Genomic DNA, 17398 nt, shown 5'->3' with positions numbered 1-17398 from the left:
CCCCGTTGGGGCAGGGCCCAAGAAGCCCCTTAGAGCTTGCCGTTCAGGATGAAGGCGATGAGGAGACCGAAGATCACCAGGGTTTCGGGCAGGAGCAGGAAGATGAGGGCGGTACCGAAGTTACCCCGGTCCTCGGCGATGGCCCCCACGCCGGCGGCCCCGATGCGGGCCTGGGCCACGCCCGTGCCCAAGGCGGCTAGGCCCACGGCGAGCCCCATGCCCACGGCGATGAGACCCCGGTCCAAGCCTCCGGAGGCCGCCGCCTCCTCCGCCGCCAAAGCCAACGCGCCGAACACCGCTACCAAAACCAGAACGAGCAGCTTCTTCATCCTTACCCTCCCTTTACTGCGTCTCGCGGACGCTTTTGAACGGCCGGTATGGCCTGCCGTTCTCCTCGTAGAAACCGAACTTGGTGAAGAACTCCACCCAGATAAGACGGATGGGCTGGAGCATGTGCCCCAAGGTGGTGAGGAGGAGGATGAGGAGGTGCAAGACGCCCGCCACCACGATGCCCAAAAGCGCCCCCAAAAGGCCCATCCGCTCCGCCATGGCGAAGCCCACGTCCGTGAGAAGGCCCGCCAGGATGCCGCCTGCGGCCCCCACGGCGTAGATACGGATGTGGGAGAGGATGTGCCCCGCCTGGGTGAAGATCTCCGGGATCATGAGCCAGATGCGGCTCATGAGGACCGCTAGCAAAAAGACGCCAAAGCCCAGGTACATGAGGCCCGCAAGCCACCCCGCCTGCAGGTTCCCCAGGTAGGAGGCGGCCAGGGCCAGGATGCCCACAAGCCCGCCCAGGTACCCCACCCCTTCCCAGAAGTGGGCCATGTGGCGGTGCTTGAGCCCCAGGTAGGCCCTGAGGATGAGCCCAAAGAAGACCATGACCACGCCGAAGGCCACGGAGAGGAGGATGAGGAGGTTGGCGGTCTTGGCGGTGTCAATGCGGGGGATGAGGATGGGGATGAGGCCCGGGTGCTCGGGGGTGCCGAAGACCCCCAGGTGCTCCAGGAAGGTGCCGAAGAACTCCCCGTAGATGAAGCCCCAGACCACCGTCCAGAAGACCATCCAGTTGAGGATGTAGACGAGCTTGCCGATCACCTGGGGCTTGAGCCTGAGGGCGAAGAGGTCAATGACCAGGGGCTCGTTCCGCTTCACGAACCCGGAAAGCCAGCGCCCAAGGAGGAGGAAGAGAAGGGCGTAGCCGATGTCCCCCACGATCATCCCGAACCAGAAGGGGAAGAAGATGGGGACCACCGGGGTGGGGTCAAGGGAGCCGTACTTGGGCGTGTTCAGGAAGCTCACCAAAAGCTCAAAGGGCTTGACCCAAGGGGGGTTGTCCAAGGCCACGGGGATGCGGTCCGCCTCGTGGTGCTCGTCCACCGGCTCAAAAGCGTAGACCACCCCCTCCTTGTGCCGGGCCAGGGCCTCCTCCACCTTGGACTTGGCCTTCACGGGCACGTAGCCCAAAAGGGCGAAGCCAAAGCGGCCCGAAGCCAACTCCTCTAGGGCCTTCAGCCGGGCCACCTCGTCCTTGGCCCGGGTCCAGAGGCTTTGCAGGGTGGAGGTGGCCTCCTTGGCCAGCTTGGCCAGGGCCTGGCGCACCTCGGATAGCTCCCTAGGCGCCGCCTCCGCCCGCTCCTTAAGCCTGCGGGCCGCCTGGGAAAGGGGAAGCTCCCCGTAGGCCCCAGGCAGGCGGAGCTCGGCGATGCCGGCCCGGGAGAGGGCGGCCTTGGCCGCCTCCAGGTCCCGGCGGTGCACCACCAAAAGGGCAGCAAGCCCCTTGGCGTAGGGCTCGCTAGCCAGGAGGAAGCGGTCTTCCAAGGCCTTTTGGAGCGCCTCCTCCACCAAGGGCAACTCCTTTTCCGTGAGGAGGAAGGGGATCACCCGGAGGAAGGGGCTTTGGTCCAAGCCCTGGGCCAAACCGGCGAGCTTCTCCAAGGGCTCCAGGTAGGCCTGGGCCAGGGAAAGCTCCTCCTCAAGCTCCTGCATCTGCCGGGAAAGCCCTTCCGCATGCCCCTGGATGGGGGCAAGGGCCTTCTCCGCCGCCTCGAGGCCCTCCGGGAAAGGCCGGGAAGGCGCCACCTCCTGGCCTAGGAGGGTAAGGGTGTGCTCGGCCCCCGCCGCCACCCCTTCCCAGCGCCTCAGCTCTTCCCTTTCCTCGGGGGAAAGCTTGTACTCCGCAAGCTCCGCCACCCGGAGGGTTTCCAGGTGCACCACCCCCGCCTGCTGCAGGCTATGGAGAAGCTCCTTGGCCCGGCCCTTGGGCCCGGCTAGGAGCAGCTTCTCCATGGGAGCGATCACGGCAAGACCTCCTTGAGCACCAGGCTCACCGCCTCCTCCAGGCGGGCCATGCCCTTCTCCTTCACCGCCTGGGCCTCGGCCTCCGCCCGCTTGCGGTACTGGGCCAGGAGGGCTTCGGTTTCCCTGGCCTCCTTTTCCTTGAACTCCGCCTCCAAGGCCTTGGCCTTGGCCTCCGCCTCCTCCAGGAGGGCCTTGGCCTCGGCCTCCGCCCGCTTAAGGAGGTCCTCCGCCTCCTTCTTGGCGGCCTCGAGGCGGGCAAGGAGCTCTTTCTCCTTCTCCGCTAGGGTCTTGATAAGTCCCAGGCCTCCCATCGCCCCTCCTTATGTGAAAACATGCGCAAAGTGCGCCCGCCGGTCATGATACCGGCCACGGGGGCAAGCGTCAACCAACCCCGCCTAAGTATACTGAAGCGGTGAGGATTCTCGTCAACGAACGCGGGGCCGCCCGCCTCCTAGCCCGCCACTTATGGGTATTCCGCCGCGATGTGGTTTCGGGGCCCGACACGCCGGGGCTTTACCCCGTCTACTGGGGCAAGCGCTTCCTGGCCTTGGCCCTCTACAACCCCCAAAGCGACCTCACCGTGCGGGCCTTCCGCTTCCGGCCCGCCCTGGACCCGGTGGAAGCCCTCCTGGAGAACCTGGACCGCGCCATAAAGCGCCGCCTGCCCCACCTGGAAAGGGAGCCCGAAGGGGGCTTCCGCTTGAGCCACGCCGAGGGGGACTTCCTCCCGGGGCTCGTGGTGGACTACTACGCCGGCCACGCCGTGGTCCAGGCCACGGCCCACGCCTGGGAAGCCCTTTTGCCCCAGGTGGCGGAAAGGCTTAGGCCCCTGGCCAAAAGCGTCCTGGCGAAGAACGACGCCAAGAGCCGGGAACTGGAGGGGCTTTCCCTCTACGTCCGCCCCCTCTTGGGAGAGGTGCCCAAGCAGGTGGCGGTGCGGGAAGGGAAGGTGCGCTACCTGGTGGACCTCCTGGAGGGGCAGAAGACGGGGGCCTACCTGGACCAGCGGGACAACCGCATCCTCATGGAGGCGTTTCAGGGGGAAAGGGCCCTGGACGTCTTCAGCTACGCCGGAAGCTTCGGCCTCCACCTGGCCCTGGGCTTCAAGGAGGTCATCAGCGTGGACACCTCGGCGGAAGCCCTCCAGCGGGCCCAGGAAAACGCCCGCCTCAACGGCCTAAGCCTCCAAACGGTGGAGGCCAACGCCTTTGACTACTTGAGGGGTCTGGAGAAGGCGGGGGAGCGGTTTGACCTCATCGTCCTAGACCCTCCCGCCTTCGCCAAGGGGAAGAAGGACGTGGAGCGGGCCTATAGGGCCTACAAGGAGGTGAACCTGAGGGCCATCAAGCTCCTCAAGGAGGGGGGCATCCTGGCCACGGCGAGCTGCAGCCACCACCTCACCGAACCCCTCTTCTACGAGATGCTCCGGGAGGCGGCCCAGGACGCCCACCGCACCCTCCGCGTCCTGGAGAAGCGGGGCCAGGGCTTTGACCACCCCGTCCTCCTCAACCATCCGGAAACCCACTACCTGAAGTTCGCCCTTCTAGAAGTGCTCTGAGGCGCTCGGCCAGGGCCTCGGGCTCGGGGAGGGGCAAGGGGAGGTTCTCCCCGTCCTCCAAGAGGAGGAAAAGGGCCTTCCTGGCCCGGGCCAAAGGCCCCCCCGGCCAAAGGCCCACCTCCACCCCCGCCACCCGCTCCCAGGGCACGGTCCGGGCCAGGCCCAAGGGGGGCTTGAGGACGAGGCGCCCGGGGTAAAGGCAAACCCGCCACCCGAGGCGGAGGCGCCACCAGGGGTAGAGGAGGAGCCAAAACCACCCCGGGGCCTCCCCCAGGGCCCAGGCCCCGGCCAGAAGGCCTATCCCCCCGTAGAAGGCGAGGGGGGAAAGCCCGGCGAAAGAAGCCTCCCAAAGAGGCCTTTCCCGCACGGGCTACCCCTCCCCGTGGAGCCTGGCGTAGAGGGGGGAGAGGTCCTCAGGGCGGAAGCGGGCAGTGTAGTTCTTGGGCGGCACCGGCTCCTCGTAGAAGAAGGCGGGGAGGCGGTCGTCCTCGTGGGTGAAGCCCGCCTGGTGGTTGAAGCGGTGCTCTAGCCGCAAGACCTCCTCCCCAAGCTCCTGCCAGAAGGCGGGGGTAAGGCGGGTGCCGAGGGCGGCGTTAATGCTTTCCACCATGAAGGCCACCTGCTTGTTGGTGACGCTCCCCCCGAAGACGCAAAGCCCCAGGCTGTCGTTGGCGGCGGCGTTCACCTGGGCCTGGTAGCTGGCCTCGAGGATCTCCTCAGGCTTCATGGCCCGGGTTTCCAGGCGGGGGGCGTTGCCCGCCGTGTGGTCCGCCCCCTGGGCGGTGACCATCATGGTGATGCCCGTGGCCTCCACCACCCGGGGGTCGTAGGCGCTGATGGCCTGGCGCTTGATGACGGGGATGCGCCCCACCCCCAAGGCCTCCCCAAGCCGCGCCGTGCCCTGGGCGAGAAGGCGCGCCTCCTCGCTTGGGGCGTAGAGGGCTTTGAGCTTGGCCTCCATGAAGGCGTAGTCCCCCCAGTCGGCCAGGCCCTTTTCCATGTAGAGGGCGAGGCTTGCCCCGGTTTCAATGGTGTCAATCCCCAGGTCGTTGGCCAGGCGGTTGAGCCTTGCCAGCTGGTCCGGGTCGGAAAGGCCGCAGTTGGTGCCGAGGAGGCCGATGGTTTCGTATTCCATAGGGGAGACCACCTCCTCCCCCTTCTCGTCCACGATGACGTTGGAACACTGGATCACGCACCCCGGCATGCAGGCGTGGGTGTGCTTGCCTCCCCGGGCCTTGTTGAGGGGGGCGATGTACTGCCCGCCCATGCGGAAGGCCTCCGGAGGGGCCATGCGCCCCTCGCGGAAATTGCGCACGGGAAGCCCCCCAAAGGCGTTTTGGAAGTCCGCCATGCCCATGGTGCCGATGGCGTTGTAGAACTGCATGACCAGGGGGTCTTCCCGGAGGAGCTTGGCGTAGCGGCGCACCCCCTCCAGGACCTTGGGCTTGTCAAAGACCTCCACCCTCCCCGGCACCTCCACCACGATGGCCTTAACCCGTTTGGACCCCATGACCGCCCCCACCCCGCCCCGGGCGGCAAGGCGGGAGGGACGGCCGTCTATATCGGAAAAGGCGATGCCCGCAAGGAGCCCCAAGTACTCCCCCACGGGCCCCAAGAGGGCGAAGGCGATCTTTTGGCCGTAGGCGGCGAAAAGCCTCCTTGCCGCCTCAAAGTTCCCCAGGCCCAGGAGCCCCTCCGCCGGGTCAAAGAAGACCTCCCCCTCCTTGGTAAGGCGCACCACCACCCACTCGGGGCTTTGCCCCTCCAGGACCAGGTGGGCCACCTTGAGCTGCCCCAGGGCGTAGCCGAAGGTGCCGCCCCCGTTGGCCTCCTTGATGCCTAAGGTGAGGGGGCTACGGGTGCCCACGCTGGTGCGGTTGGCGTTGGAAAACCCCGTGCCCGCCAGGGGGCCTATGGCGAAGACCAAGGGGTTTTCCGGGGAAAGGGGGTCAAAGCGGTAGGCCTCCCGCTCCCAAAGGATCCTCCCCGTGCGGTACCGCCCGCCCCACGCCACCTCCTCGGGGGGGACCTCCTGCCAACGGGCCCGTTTCGCCGAAAGGTCCAGGTAAAGCGACCGCCACATCTTGCCCTCCGTCCCTAAGGCGAGTCTACACGTCTGGACGCCTGTACCGCCCAAGCCCTCCCCACGTTTCCGTGCCCCTACTTCCTTATCCCGTATAAGGAGGTAGGCTATAGGGGTGGAGAAGGACCTCCTGGACCTCCTCGGCCAGCACCTGGTGTGGCGCATCGGCCGCGCCGAGGAGGAGGACGTGCTCATCGTGCGGGTGGGCCTGGCCTCGGCCACGCCCCGCTTCCGCGAGCTTCCCCGGCTCCTCAACGTTCCCGATGCCGAGGTGGCCCGCCTCCTAAAGGAGGGCCGGGTACGGGTGGAGTGGGTGGAGGGATGAAGGCCAGGCTCCGGCTTCACCTAAACGGCACCCCGCCCCAGGGGCTTCCCCTCGAGGTCCACTTCCAGGGCCCGGAGCTCCGTGGGGTGCTGCGCCAGGACAACCCGGTGCTCGGGGAACTGGTCCTCCCCTTCGCCTCGAGGGTGGAAGGGAACCGCCTCCTGGCCCTGCCCCTCCCTCCCCCCTCCCTCCGGGTGGAGGGCTCGGTCAACGGGGCCCCAGGGGGGTGGGAACTGGAGCTGGAGCTCACCCTGGTCCTGCCGGAGGGAAAAAGCTGGGGCGAGCGGGCCTTTGCCAAAATCCTGGAAGCCCTCTTCCACCGCCAGCTGGAGCGTGCCCTTTCCGCCCAGGCCATTTCTCCGGTATAGTGCCCCTAAAGGAGGTGGCTATGCTGGAAATCCGGTACCTGGGCCACTCGGCGGTCTGGCTTTCCGACGGCAGAACCAAGGTCATCATAGACCCCTTCCTCACGGGCAACCCCCTGGCGGCGGCCTCCGTGGCCGAGGTCCAGGCCGACCTCATCCTGGTGACCCACGCCCACGGGGACCACTTCGGAGACGCCGTGGCCCTTTCCAAGAAGGGCGGGGTGGTGGTCTCCACCTTTGAGATCGCCACCTACGCCGAGAAACACGGGGCCAAGAGCGTCCCCATGAACATCGGGGGCACGTACCGCTTTGAGGGCGGGCGGCTCCAGTGGACCCCCGCCTGGCACTCCTCCAGCTTCCCCGACGGCACCTACGGGGGGATGCCCATGGGGGTCATCCTGGAGCTTGGGGGTAAGCGCATCTACCACGCCGGGGACACCGCCCTCTTCTCGGACATGCGCCTCATCGGGGAAGTGGGCCTGGACCTCGCCTTCTTGCCCATCGGGGACCACTTCACCATGGGGCCCGAGGACGCCCTGAAGGCCCTGGACCTCCTCAAGCCCAAGAAGGTGGTGCCCATCCACTACAACACCTTCCCCCCCATCCAGCAAGACGGGGAAGCCTTCGCCCAAAAGGCCAGGGAGCGGGGCGTGGAGGGGCACGCCCTGAAGCCGGGAGGGGTCTTGGTCCTTGAATAGCCTGAAGCGCAAGGACTTTCGCCTCCTCATGCTCCTGGGCCTGGGCCAGACGGCCCAGGTCTACCTGGCGGAGGCCCCTGGCCTGGGGAAGGTGGCCTTGAAGCTCCCCAAAAAGGAGGTGCGCCAGGACCCCAGGCTTTCCGAGCGCTTCGCCCGGGAGGTGACCTTCTCCCTCTCCCTCAAGCACCCCCACCTGGTGCGGGGGCTGGCGGGGGTGCCCTTGGGGGAGGAGGCCTTCTTGGCCCTGGAGTACCTGGAGGAGGGCACCCTAGAGGAACGCCTCCACCGCGGCCCCCTGCCCCGGGAGGAGGCGGTAAAAGCGCTTTTGCAGGTGGGGGAGGCCCTTTTGTACCTGCACGAGAAGGGCTTTTTGCACCAGGACGTGAAGCCCTCCAACGTCTTCGTCCAGGGGGAGCACTACAAGCTGGGCGACCTCGGCACCCTGCGCCCCTTGGAGGACCCGAGCCCCGAGTACGCCGGAAGCCCCCACTACCTGGCCCCCGAGCTCTTCCTGGGTAGCCGTCCAAGCCCCAAGAGCGAGGCCTACGCCTTCGGGGTCATGGCCTACGAGCTCCTCACCGGCAGGCGCCCCTTCAAGGGGGAAACCCTGGAAGAGCTACGCCAGGCCCACCTCCTCCTGCCCCCACCCCCCACGAGCCTCCCCTCCAGGCTGGACCGGGCCCTGAGGCGCCTCCTCGCCAAGAACCCCGAGGAGCGCCTGGACCTGAAGGCGTTTTTGGATGTGCTCCGCCACCCCCAAGGCCCGCCCACGGAGCCTAAGGAGCCCCCCAAGCCCAAGCGCTTTCCCTTTTGGAGGAAGTGATGGAACCCGTCTGGTACCCAGACCCTAAGGAAGCCCAGAACACCCGGATTTACCGCTTCATGGAGGCCCTGGGCTTCCCGGACTACGAGGCCTTCTACCGCTACAGCGTGGAGGAGGCGGAGGACTTCTACCGCCAGTTCTTCGCCCACCTGGGCATCCCGTGGCGGAGGCCCTACGAAAGGGTTGTAGAAGGGGGCTTCCCCTTCCCCCGCTTTTTCGTGGGGGGAACGCTTAACCTGGTGGACGCCGTCTTCCGCCACCCGGAGGACCGCCTGGCCCTCCTCCACGAGACGGAGGACGGCCAGGTGCGCCCCCTCACCTACGGGGAACTGAGGGCGGAGGTGGCCCGGGTGGCGGCGGGGCTTAAGGCGCTCGGGGTGGGCCGGGGGGAACGGGTGGGGATCTGGATGCCCATGGGCCTCGAGGCGGCCACCCTCCTCCTCGCCACCTGCTGGCTTGGGGCCATCGCCATCCCCATCTTCTCCGGGTACGCCGCCGAGGCCGCCGCCATCCGCCTAAAGGATGCCGAGGCCAGGCTCCTCGCCGTCCAGGACGGCTTCTTCCGGCGGGGAAGAAGGGTGGAGCTTCTAGGAGAGGCCCGGAAAGCCCAGGCCCTTTCGGGCACGGAACGCCTCCTGGTGGTGCGGCGGCTCGGCCTTCCCCTGGAGGGAAGCGAGGCGGACTACGCCCATCTGGGCGGTACGGCCTCCCCCCCGGAGGCGATGGAGAGCATGGACCCCTTCATGCTCATCTACACCTCCGGGACCACGGGCCGGCCCAAGGGCACCGTGCACTACCACGCCGGCTTCCCCCTGAAGGCCGCCTTGGACATGGCCCTCCTCTTTGACCTGCGGGAGGAGGACCGCCTCTTCTGGTTCACGGACCTGGGCTGGATGATGGGGCCTTGGGCCATCCTGGGGGGGCTCATCCTCGGGGGCACGGTCTTCCTCTACGACGGGGCCCCCGACTACCCCGGCCCCGAAAGGCTTTGGCGGATGGTGGAGGCCCACCGCCTCACCCACCTGGGCCTCTCCCCCACCCTGGTGCGGGCCCTCATCCCCTTTGGGGAAGCGCCCATCAAAGCCCACGAACTCTCCTCCCTAAGGGTCTTGGGCTCCACGGGGGAGCCCTGGAACCTGGAGCCCTACCTCTGGTTCTTCCGGGTGGTGGGGGAGGAGAAGCGGCCCATCGTCAACTACTCCGGGGGCACGGAGATCTCGGGGGGCATCCTGGGGAACGTCCTCCTAAGGCCCATCAAGCCCATGGGGTTCAACACCGCCGTACCCGGGATGAAGGCCGCCGTCCTGGACGAGACGGGAAGGCCGGTGAAGGGCCAGGTGGGGGAACTCGCCGTCCTCGCCCCCTGGCCTGGCATGACCAAAGGCTTCTGGCGGGACGAGGCCCGTTACCTGGACACCTACTTCGCCAAGGTGCCCGGCGTCTGGGTCCACGGGGACTTCGCCCTCCTGGACGAGGAGGGGCACTACTTCATCCTGGGGCGGAGCGACGATACCCTGAAGGTGGCGGGCAAGCGGGTAGGCCCGGCGGAGGTGGAGACGGCGGCCCTAAACCACCCCGCCCTCAAGGAGGCGGCCGCCATCGGGGTGCCCCACCCCGTGAAGGGGGAGGCCATCGTCCTCTTCGCCGTGCTCAAACCCGGCATCGCCCCAGACCCGGAGCTGGCGGAGGCGGTGGCGGAGAAGGTGGCCGAGGCCTTGGGCAAGCCCCTCAAGCCCGAACGGGTTCTTTTCGTCCCCGACCTCCCCAAAACCCGGAACGCCAAGGTCATGCGCCGGGTGGTGCGGGCCGCCTACCTGGGCCAGGACCCCGGGGACCTCTCCGCCCTGGAAAACCCCGAGGCGGTGGAGGCCATTCGCCGTGCGGCGCAGGGCGGCTAAGCTCCTCCTCTTCCTGGGCCTTGCCCTGGCCCAACCCCTGGAGGAGGGCCGCACCCTCTACGCCCGGGGGGAGATGGCCGCCGCCTTGGAGGCGCTTTCCCCTCTCCTCCAGGACCACGACCCCCCGGAAGAAGCGCTCCTCCTTGCCGGCTTCGCCCAGTACCGGCTCGGCCGCTTCCAGGAGGCCCTTTTCACCTTTAGCCGCCTGGTGGGCCTCCTGAAGGGGGGAGGCGAGGCCCTTTACGGCTTTGGGTTGGCCCTTCGCGCCCTAGGGGACCTGGAAGGGGCGCGAAGCGCCCTCCTCGCCGCCTCCCGCCAGGGCTACAAGGAGGCGGAAGCCCTCCTCAAGACCCTGCCCCCACCCCCACCCCCAAGCCCCAAGGCCCGCAAGGCCCCCCCTCCCTTCGCCGCCCGGGAAGGGCGCTTCTTTGTGGCGGGCAAGCCCTTCCGGGTGCGGGGGGTGAACCTAGGGGTAGCCCTCCCCGGCGGCTTCCCCGCCGAGTTCCCCGAGGAGGAGGCGCTTTACCGGGCCTGGCTGGAACTCCTCTCCGCCATGGGGGCCAACGCCGTGCGCACCTACACCCTGCTCCCGCCCGCCTTCTACCGCGCCCTCCTCCACCACAACCGCCTCCACGAAGACCGCCCCCTCTACCTCTTCCAAGGGGTCTGGACGGAGCTTCCCGAGGAGGAGGGGTATCCCGACTGGGAAGGCCCCTTCCTGGAGAAGTTCCTCCTGGAGGGGCGGGAGGTCCTGGACGCCCTCCACGGCAACCTCCGCCGCCCCCCACGCCCGGGCCACGCCCACGGGGACTACACCGCCGACGTATCCCCCTGGACCCTGGGCCTCCTGGTGGGGCGGGAGTTTGAGCCCTACTCCGTGGCGGCCTACAACCGGAGGCACCCCGGGAGAACCTACCGGGGTCGCTTCCTGGAAGCCCTCCCCGGGGCAAGCCCCTTTGAGACCTACCTGGCCGAGGTCTTGGACCGGCTCGCCGTCTACGAGTGGGAAACCTACGGGACGGTGCGGCCCCTTTCCGTTTCCAACTGGCCCACCCTGGACCCCCTCCACCATCCCACGGAAAGCACCCGGGAGGAGGAGGCGGCCCTGAGGCGGGCTCGAGGCGAAAGGGTACCGGAAGAAGGGGTGGTCCGGGAGTTCAACAACGACGAAGTAAGCCTGGATATGGCCAAAATCCGCCCCCTTCCCGGTAGCCCCGTCACCACCTTCGCCAACTACCACGCCTACCCCTACTACCCTGACTTCATGAACCTAGACCCCTCCTACGCGCAAAGCCAAGGGCCCTTTGGCCCATCCCGGTACCACGGCTACCTAAAGGCGCTCCGCCAACACCACGGAGACCAACCCGTCCTCATTGGGGAAATCGGTCTCCCCACCAGCCGGGGCATCGCCCACTTCAATCCCGAGGGCCGGCACCACGGCGGCCATTCGGAAGAAGCCCAGGCGGAGGGCCTACTCCGCCTCCTTGAGGAGGCAGAAGCCGCCGGAATGGCAGGCACTTTGGTCTTCGCCCTTATGGACGAGTGGTTCAAGCGCAACTGGCTCTTTATGGAGTGGGAGGCCTCCGAACGCGACCCCTTCTGGCACAACCTCCTGGACCCCGAGGAGAACTACGGCCTCCTCGCCGCCACCGCCAAGGGGGGCTTCCGCTTGGACGGCAAAGGGGAAGAGTGGGAGGGTGTGCCCTTTTTGCTCCGGGAGGAGGGACGCTTCCTAAAAGCCCACGCCGATGCGGAGTACCTCTGGCTCCTCTACCGGGGGCCCCTACCCTTGCGCCTTTACCTGGATACGGTGCCCGGGGGCGTGGGGGTGGCGGAGGGGTTTGGGGCGGAGTTCTTCCTGGAGGTGGGCGCCGAAGGGAGAAGGCTCCTCGTGGAGAAAGGCTACTATCCCTTTGAGGAAAGGGACTTGGGGCGTAACGGAACCGAGTTTCTCCTCTTCCGGGGCCCCACCAAGCCCGGGGAGGGCCCCTTCGTCCCCTTCCTCCTGGAGCCCAACCGCCGCCGCACGGGCCGGGACGGCACCGACTACCCCAGGGTGGTCTACGAGCTTGGCCGCCTCAAAGAGGGCCAGGACCCCCCGGGGGCGCGGGACCCCACGGCGGACTACGCCTTGGGGGAAGGAGGCCTCCTGGAACTCCGCCTCCCCTGGGGCATGCTCCTCGTGGCCGACCCAAGCCAGCGCCTGGCTTGGTATGCCCCCGAGCCCCTTCCCATAGCGGGCATCGGGCTTCTTTTGCCCGGGGGAAAGCCCATCCGCTTTACCTGGCCCACCTGGGAGGAGCCCGCCTTCGCCCTAAGGCTCAAGCCCCTCTATTTCCGGCTGAAAGAAGCCTGGCAAGGGCTTCCCGAATAGGCAGGCCCAATAGGCTCCCCACCAGGACGAACACCCCAACCCCCGCCGCCCCGCCCAGGACCAAGGACCCAAAGGCGGCCAAGGGGTTTTCCGCCCGGACCCAGACCCCAAGGCCTAGGCCGGGCAGTGCGGCCAAAAGCCCCGCCAGGTAAGCCTTTCCCAAATAGCGGGGCAAAGCCCCAACCCTCACCCCCTCCCGGGCGAGGAGCCGGAGGTAGAGGGCCAAGCCGAGCCACCCCGCCAAGGCCGTGGCCAGGTTGAGGAGGAAAAGCCCGGCGTCCCTAAGGAGCCAGTAGCCCAAGGTATTGGCCAGGAAGACCAAGGCGCTCGCCCCCACCGCCTCCCGCACCCGTCCTAAGGCGTAGAGGCCCCGGAGCAAGAAGGTGTTCACCCCCCAAGGGAGCACCGCCAGGCCCATGGCGGAGAGGACCTGGGCGCTATAGGCCCGGTTTTCCGGGGTAAGGGGGCCGAAGAGGCCAAAGAGGAGGACCACGACGAAGGGAGCCAACCCCACCAAAAGCCCACCCGCCAAGGAAAGGAGCAGGGCGAAGCGGCGGATGGGGGCTTCCAGGAAGCGGGCGAGCTCTTTTCCCTTCAGGGCGCTCATCCGGGGGAAGTAGGCGATGGCCGGGCTCGTGGCCAGGAGGCCCAGGGCCATCTGGAAGACCACCTCGGCGTTGTAAAACCCCGTGACCGCCGCCGGGGGGTAGCGGGTGAGGATGTTGGTGAGGACGAGGTTCAGGAACTGCCGCAAGGAGGTGGTGAAGGCGAAGGGCCCCATGCGGAGAAGCGCCGTGCCCAGGGCGGGGTGCCAGCGCCACTCCAGGCGGAGCCCCTTCAGGAAGGGAAGCTGGATGGCGGCCTGCAAAAGCCCACCGAGGGCCACGGAAAGGCCCAGGAAGGTGGGGTTCCCAGGGAAGAGGGCCATGAGGCCGATGGCCGCCAGGTTGAAGGCGATGGGGCCTAGGGCATAAGGGAGGAAGCGCTCGTCCGCCTGCAATAGGGCGGAGAAGAGGGCGGCCATGGAGATACCCAGGAGGAAGGGGAGGAGGAGCCGGGTGAGGTAGACCACCTGTTGGAAGGCCCCTTCCTCCCTCAGGTGGCTACCTTCCGCCACCAAAAGCTCCACCACGAAGGGGGCGAGGAGGTAGCCCAGGCCCAGGACGAGGAGGTTCACCCCGAGGAGGAAGGCGGCGAAGCGGCGGGCGAAGGCCTGGGCCTCTTCCGGGGGCAGGCTTTTCAGGATTGGAATGAGGGCGTTTTGCACCGCCCCCTCGGCCAAGAGCTCCCGGAGGAGGTTCGGCACCCGGTAGGCCACGTTGAAGGCGTCCTTGAGGGCATCGGGGTAAAGGGCGTTGAAGACCGCCTGGCGCAGGAGGCCCAAGACCCTCGAGGCCAAGGTGCCCCCCATGACCAGGAGGACCTTACGCAGCATTGCCCTCCAGGACCTCCTGGAACGCCTCCACGAAGTTCGCCTGGTTCACCACGGTAAGGCCATGAAGGGCGGAAAGCTCCTTGGCCCGCCCCTTATCCATGCCCAGAAGGACCAGGAAGCTTTCCCGGGCGGAAAGGCCCAGAACCTTTTTGAGCCCGGCGTACTTGGCGATGTGGGCCTGGAAGTCCCCCGTCTTGGCCTCAAACCAATAGACCCGGTCCCCCACCCGCACCAACACGTCCAGCTCCATGGCGTCCCCGCCCGGCAGGGTCACCTGGTAGCCCATCGCCACCTCGTGGGGCAGGTTCTTGGAGCGGAGGAACTTCCTAAGCCGCTCGGCCACGTAGCGCTCCAGCCAACCCCCCGTGAGGAAGTTCTGCACAAAGCCCTCGGTGCTGGCCTTGGCCCGGATGCGCCTTTCCTCGCTCTTGTAGTGGTAGCTGGTGAGGAAGGCGTACTGCTTGAGCATGGTGCAGAACTGGGTGGAGTTGGCGATCTCCTCCTGGCTCGCCTCCGCCAAGGAGAGCTCAAACTGGCGCTTGGTGGAAAGGCTTTGTTTCAGGCGCTCGTAAAGCTTCTCTAGGCTAGGGTAGCGGTCGCCCAGGAAGAGGGAAAGCCTTGTGAGGACCTTCTCCTTCTCCTCATCCTCTTGGGGCTTTTTCACCACCTGGATGCCCAGACCCCTAAGCCACTCCTCTATGGAGGCGAACTTCTTCGCCCGAGCGGGCTCCTGGGGCCTGGGCGCCTCTTGGGGCTTGGGGAGTTCTTTGGGAGGCGGGGGCTCCTTGAGGAGACGCCACATCTCCCCGGCCAGGGCGAAGAAGCGGGCCCGCACGGGGTCTTCGGCCCCCTCGAGGCCAGGGGGCGTGAGGCCCGAACGCAAGGCCTCCAGAAGCCACGCCTCCAAGGCCTCCCGCAGGGCTTCCCGGGCGGCCTCGAGGTGGGAGGCCTCCACCTTTAGGCCAAGCTCTGGGAGCTCCGCCACGAAACGCCCCGGCCCCAGGAGGTCGTACCTGGCCTGGGCCATGGTCCTTTCCAAAAAGCGGGTGAGAACGCCCACGAGCCCTAGCATAAAGGAAGGCCCCGGAACCGGGGCCAGACGTGGTGCCGGGGACGGGACTCGAACCCGTACGGGGGTAACCCCCCAGCGGATTTTAAGTCCGCAGCGTCTACCGTTCCGCCACCCCGGCGGGCGAGCTCCATCCTACTCAAAAGGAGGCGTCCCCGCCAAGCCGCAAGGTGAGGTCCGCCCCCAAGACCGCCTCCCCCGAGATCCGGTAAGGCACCCCGAGCTCCTCGGAAAGGGCCTTCGCCAGGAGGCCAGGCCCGTTTTCCAGCACCTCGGTGCGGGAAGGGGCCAGGTCTATGGGGTGGAGGAGCACCCTAAGGCCCAGGGCGTGAAGCCGCTCCCGCGCCCTTTCCGCCAGGGCCTCCTGCCCAGGCCCGTAGACCACGGCCACGAGCTTCCCCGAAAGCGAAGCCTCCCCCCCTTCCCCCTTCCCGGCGAAGTAGAGGGCGAGGAGCTCGGCCAAGGCTTCCCGGTCCACCTGCCAACCTCCCCCGCCGAAGCGCCCCGGAAGGAGGAGGCTCACGAGCTCGGGGCGCTTCATGGTGAAGCCGAGGATGGCCCCCCGTTCCTTTCGGGTGAGGTCGGTCTGCACGTAAGGCTCCACCGCCGCCACCACCCGCGGGAGGCGAAGGAGCCCTTTGGGGGAAAGGACTTCCTCCTTTACGGCGTGGAAGAAGGCCTGTTGCCGCTGGATGCGCCCGATGTCCCCCAGGGCGTCCTTGCGGAAGCGCAGGTACCCTTCCGCCTGTGCCCCGTTTAGCACCTGGCAACCCGGCTCCAGGTCAATGGAAAGGCCTGCGGCGCTATCCCGGTAGCGCATGGGCTTCTCCACGCACACCCGCACCCCCCCCAGGGCGTCCACCGCCCTCCGCAGGGCCTCGGTGCTCACCACCACGTAGCGCTCCGCCCGCACCCCCGTGAGGGCCGCCACCGCCTCCTTCATGAGCCCGGGCCCCCCCAAGGGGCTATAGGCGTTCACCTTGTGCCACCCGTAGCCGGGCAGGCTCACCCAGGTATCCCGGGGAATGGAAAGGACCACCACCCGCCCCGCCCAAGGGTCCAGGCGGACCAGGAGGATGGCGTCCGCCAGGCCCCGGAAGCGCTCGGGGGCCCTCTTGTGGTAGCCCGAGTACTCTGGGCTAGAGCCATAGACGAGAAGCGTGAGGGGCTCCCTTAGGCCCTCCGGGGAGGGCAACGCCCCCTGGCGCACCGCGGGCCCCAAAAGGGGGTAGGCCCAAAGGCCTAGGGCCAATAGGAGGGCGAGAAGGCCAAGGAGGAAGAAGCGCCGCACAGAGGGCTAGTGTACACCCCCGTGGGTGAGGCGGATTAGGGGAAGCAATGGGTGGCGTCCGCCATCACCCGGTCCGCCCGCACCAGGCCGAAGCCGTAACCTGTGTCGTGCCCCTGGGGCCCCAAGTCTTCTGCTGTCTGGATCAGGCATTGCTCCACCTGATCTGGCCTAGGCCAATCCCCGTGCGCTGCCCGATAGGCGCTCATGTAAAGGGCTGCCACACCCGCCACCATGGGGCTAGCGAAGGAGGTGCCAGAAAGCGTGTCGGACTCACCACCCGGGAAGAGGACGTGCACCCCCTTCCCGGGGGTCACAAGGTCCAGCTCCGGCCCGCAGTTGGAAAAGGTGGCCTTGTTCTTGCTGTTATCCACGGCACCCACAGCGATAACCGAGGGAGAGGCCGCAGGGTACCGTATCCAATCCGTCCCATCGTTGCCCGCTGCCGCCACCAGGACTACACCCTGGCTTCTAGCGTTTCGCAGCGAATTTTCCAGTACGCTATCGGAAGCGGGCCCACCCAGTGAAAGGTTGATGACTTTTGCCCCTAGGTTTACCGCCAAGTCTACCGCTTGCCTGACCGTGGCAGTAGTCATCTGCCCATCGCTAGAGCGGGCCACCTTAAGGGGAAGAACCTTGCCCTTCCACGTGACGCCCGCCATGTCTAAAGCATTATTGGTTGCTGCTCCAAGAACCGAAGCTACTGCCAAGCCGTGACCTCTTTCATTTGATGAAGGTATGTCATCCGTAGGGTCCTGGTCATCATCAGCCACGTCCAGGTTGAAACCTTGAGGGAGATACCACCTACCTTCCATATCCGGGTGAGGGAGGTACCCCGTATCCACCACGGCGATAATCAGGCTGGGGTCCCCTGTGCTCCTCCCCCAGGCGGACTCGAGGCCCATGAGGTTGTTGAGTTGGGGGCGTTGTTCGCTGCGATACAACGGATCGTTGGGAACAGAGGGGGCAGATATCTGAAGGGGTTCATAGATATAGTTCGGCTGCACCCACCGGGCTCCTGCCCGCAAGAGTGCCTCCGCCTTCACCCGCTCCTGCCCTGGGGAAACCCGGACCCGCAAAACCCCTCCCCGAAGGGCTTCCAAAGGTTCCACACCCGCCACCTGGGCCGTAAGGCTCTGGGGAGCAACGCCATCCGTGAGCACCAAAAGCTCCCCTGGGAC

Annotated in this window: 16 protein-coding genes and 1 tRNA gene; 7 read left to right on the top strand and 10 right to left on the bottom strand. The window is 67.1% G+C overall.

Going from position 1 to position 17398, the window contains the following annotated elements; genetic code table 11:
- Positions 1-29: 29 nt before the first annotated feature.
- The 3 genes from LXN00_RS03560 to LXN00_RS03550 are packed head-to-tail and all read right to left on the bottom strand — an operon-like array spanning position 30 to position 2612.
- On the bottom strand, positions 30-329 hold the full coding sequence (locus LXN00_RS03560) for a F0F1 ATP synthase subunit C (protein ID WP_003046223.1): 300 nt from the start codon (positions 327-329) through the stop codon (positions 30-32).
- 13 nt (positions 330-342) lie between these two features.
- Positions 343-2301, bottom strand: a complete 1959-nt coding sequence (locus tag LXN00_RS03555; RefSeq protein ID WP_234504861.1) for a V-type ATP synthase subunit I — start codon at positions 2299-2301, stop codon at positions 343-345.
- Positions 2298-2612: a V-type ATPase subunit subunit G family protein gene (locus LXN00_RS03550; RefSeq protein WP_234504857.1), complete on the bottom strand. Its 315-nt coding sequence runs from the start codon at positions 2610-2612 to the stop codon at positions 2298-2300. Before LXN00_RS03550 ends, LXN00_RS03555 begins: the two co-directional genes overlap by 4 nt.
- A gap of 101 nt (positions 2613-2713) precedes the next feature.
- Here LXN00_RS03550 and LXN00_RS03545 point away from each other — a divergent pair, with 101 nt between their 5' ends.
- Positions 2714-3859 carry a class I SAM-dependent rRNA methyltransferase gene (locus LXN00_RS03545; protein WP_234504855.1) on the top strand — a complete coding sequence of 382 codons (1146 nt, stop codon included), beginning with the start codon at positions 2714-2716 and terminating at the stop codon, positions 3857-3859.
- Here the strand turns inward: LXN00_RS03545 and LXN00_RS03540 are convergent.
- A complete protein-coding gene (locus LXN00_RS03540) occupies positions 3807-4226 on the bottom strand; it encodes a hypothetical protein (RefSeq protein WP_234504852.1) in 420 nt (139 codons plus the stop codon). The genes LXN00_RS03545 and LXN00_RS03540 overlap by 53 nt on opposite strands.
- Positions 4227-4229: 3 nt before the next feature.
- Entirely contained in the window at positions 4230-5942 is a 1713-nt protein-coding gene (locus tag LXN00_RS03535; RefSeq protein ID WP_234504849.1) for an aldehyde ferredoxin oxidoreductase C-terminal domain-containing protein, read from the bottom strand.
- A gap of 115 nt (positions 5943-6057) precedes the next feature.
- On the opposite strand from LXN00_RS03535, the gene LXN00_RS03530 reads away from it, so the two are divergent.
- From LXN00_RS03530 to LXN00_RS03505, 6 genes are read left to right on the top strand one after another with little or no spacing between them, the layout of a single operon-like run.
- Positions 6058-6267 carry a DUF3248 domain-containing protein gene (locus LXN00_RS03530; RefSeq protein WP_234504846.1) on the top strand — a complete coding sequence of 70 codons (210 nt, stop codon included), beginning with the start codon at positions 6058-6060 and terminating at the stop codon, positions 6265-6267.
- Complete coding sequence (locus LXN00_RS03525; protein WP_234504843.1) at positions 6264-6635, top strand: DUF3809 family protein; 372 nt, start codon at positions 6264-6266, stop codon at positions 6633-6635. Before LXN00_RS03530 ends, LXN00_RS03525 begins: the two co-directional genes overlap by 4 nt.
- Positions 6636-6655: 20 nt before the next feature.
- A complete protein-coding gene (locus LXN00_RS03520) occupies positions 6656-7330 on the top strand; it encodes a metal-dependent hydrolase (RefSeq protein WP_234504840.1) in 675 nt (224 codons plus the stop codon).
- The gene (locus tag LXN00_RS03515) at positions 7323-8153 is read left to right on the top strand and encodes a serine/threonine-protein kinase (RefSeq protein WP_234504838.1); all 831 of its coding nucleotides are present in this window, start codon (positions 7323-7325) and stop codon (positions 8151-8153) included. Before LXN00_RS03520 ends, LXN00_RS03515 begins: the two co-directional genes overlap by 8 nt.
- The gene (locus LXN00_RS03510; RefSeq protein WP_234504835.1) at positions 8153-10051 is read left to right on the top strand and encodes an AMP-binding protein; all 1899 of its coding nucleotides are present in this window, start codon (positions 8153-8155) and stop codon (positions 10049-10051) included. Before LXN00_RS03515 ends, LXN00_RS03510 begins: the two co-directional genes overlap by 1 nt.
- Complete coding sequence (locus LXN00_RS03505) at positions 10032-12425, top strand: tetratricopeptide repeat protein (RefSeq protein WP_234504824.1); 2394 nt, start codon at positions 10032-10034, stop codon at positions 12423-12425. The genes LXN00_RS03510 and LXN00_RS03505 overlap by 20 nt, the downstream gene beginning before the upstream one ends.
- Here LXN00_RS03505 and murJ read toward each other — a convergent pair.
- From murJ to LXN00_RS12710, 5 genes are all read right to left on the bottom strand, one after another.
- Complete coding sequence (gene murJ, locus LXN00_RS03500) at positions 12373-13860, bottom strand: murein biosynthesis integral membrane protein MurJ (protein ID WP_234504820.1); 1488 nt, start codon at positions 13858-13860, stop codon at positions 12373-12375. The two genes, LXN00_RS03505 and murJ, sit on opposite strands and share 53 nt — an antisense overlap.
- Positions 13850-14932 carry a hypothetical protein gene (locus tag LXN00_RS03495; protein WP_234504818.1) on the bottom strand — a complete coding sequence of 361 codons (1083 nt, stop codon included), beginning with the start codon at positions 14930-14932 and terminating at the stop codon, positions 13850-13852. Before LXN00_RS03495 ends, murJ begins: the two co-directional genes overlap by 11 nt.
- Positions 14933-14962: 30 nt before the next feature.
- A tRNA-Leu gene (locus LXN00_RS03490) sits at positions 14963-15050 on the bottom strand.
- Between the two features lie 18 nt (positions 15051-15068).
- Positions 15069-16220: an LCP family protein gene (locus LXN00_RS03485; RefSeq protein ID WP_234504816.1), complete on the bottom strand. Its 1152-nt coding sequence runs from the start codon at positions 16218-16220 to the stop codon at positions 15069-15071.
- Between the two features lie 35 nt (positions 16221-16255).
- Positions 16256-17122 (bottom strand): S8 family serine peptidase, encoded by an 867-nt coding sequence (locus tag LXN00_RS12710; protein ID WP_326491123.1) that lies wholly within the window; start codon positions 17120-17122, stop codon positions 16256-16258.
- Between the last annotated feature and the right edge of the window lie 276 nt (positions 17123-17398).

The organism is Thermus brockianus (genome assembly GCF_021462505.1).
In the GTDB taxonomy this organism is placed as follows: domain Bacteria; phylum Deinococcota; class Deinococci; order Deinococcales; family Thermaceae; genus Thermus; species Thermus hydrothermalis.
The sequence above is the reverse complement of the archived record's forward strand: the minus strand, read 5'-3'. Positions and strand labels throughout refer to the sequence as shown.

What these genes read in the sequence shown, in the direction of transcription:
- LXN00_RS03535 (WP_234504849.1), bottom strand. Translation starts at nt 5,942, where the DNA reads ATGTGGCGGTCGCTTTACCTGGACCTTTCGGCGAAACGGGCCCGTTGG.
- LXN00_RS03525 (WP_234504843.1), top strand. Translation starts at nt 6,264, where the DNA reads ATGAAGGCCAGGCTCCGGCTTCACCTAAACGGCACCCCGCCCCAGGGG.
- LXN00_RS03495 (WP_234504818.1), bottom strand. Translation starts at nt 14,932, where the DNA reads ATGCTAGGGCTCGTGGGCGTTCTCACCCGCTTTTTGGAAAGGACCATG.
- LXN00_RS03520 (WP_234504840.1), top strand. Translation starts at nt 6,656, where the DNA reads ATGCTGGAAATCCGGTACCTGGGCCACTCGGCGGTCTGGCTTTCCGAC.
- murJ (WP_234504820.1), bottom strand. Translation starts at nt 13,860, where the DNA reads ATGCTGCGTAAGGTCCTCCTGGTCATGGGGGGCACCTTGGCCTCGAGG.
- LXN00_RS12710 (WP_326491123.1), bottom strand. Translation starts at nt 17,122, where the DNA reads ATGGGCCTCGAGTCCGCCTGGGGGAGGAGCACAGGGGACCCCAGCCTG.
- LXN00_RS03560 (WP_003046223.1), bottom strand. Translation starts at nt 329, where the DNA reads ATGAAGAAGCTGCTCGTTCTGGTTTTGGTAGCGGTGTTCGGCGCGTTG.
- LXN00_RS03550 (WP_234504857.1), bottom strand. Translation starts at nt 2,612, where the DNA reads ATGGGAGGCCTGGGACTTATCAAGACCCTAGCGGAGAAGGAGAAAGAG.
- LXN00_RS03510 (WP_234504835.1), top strand. Translation starts at nt 8,153, where the DNA reads ATGGAACCCGTCTGGTACCCAGACCCTAAGGAAGCCCAGAACACCCGG.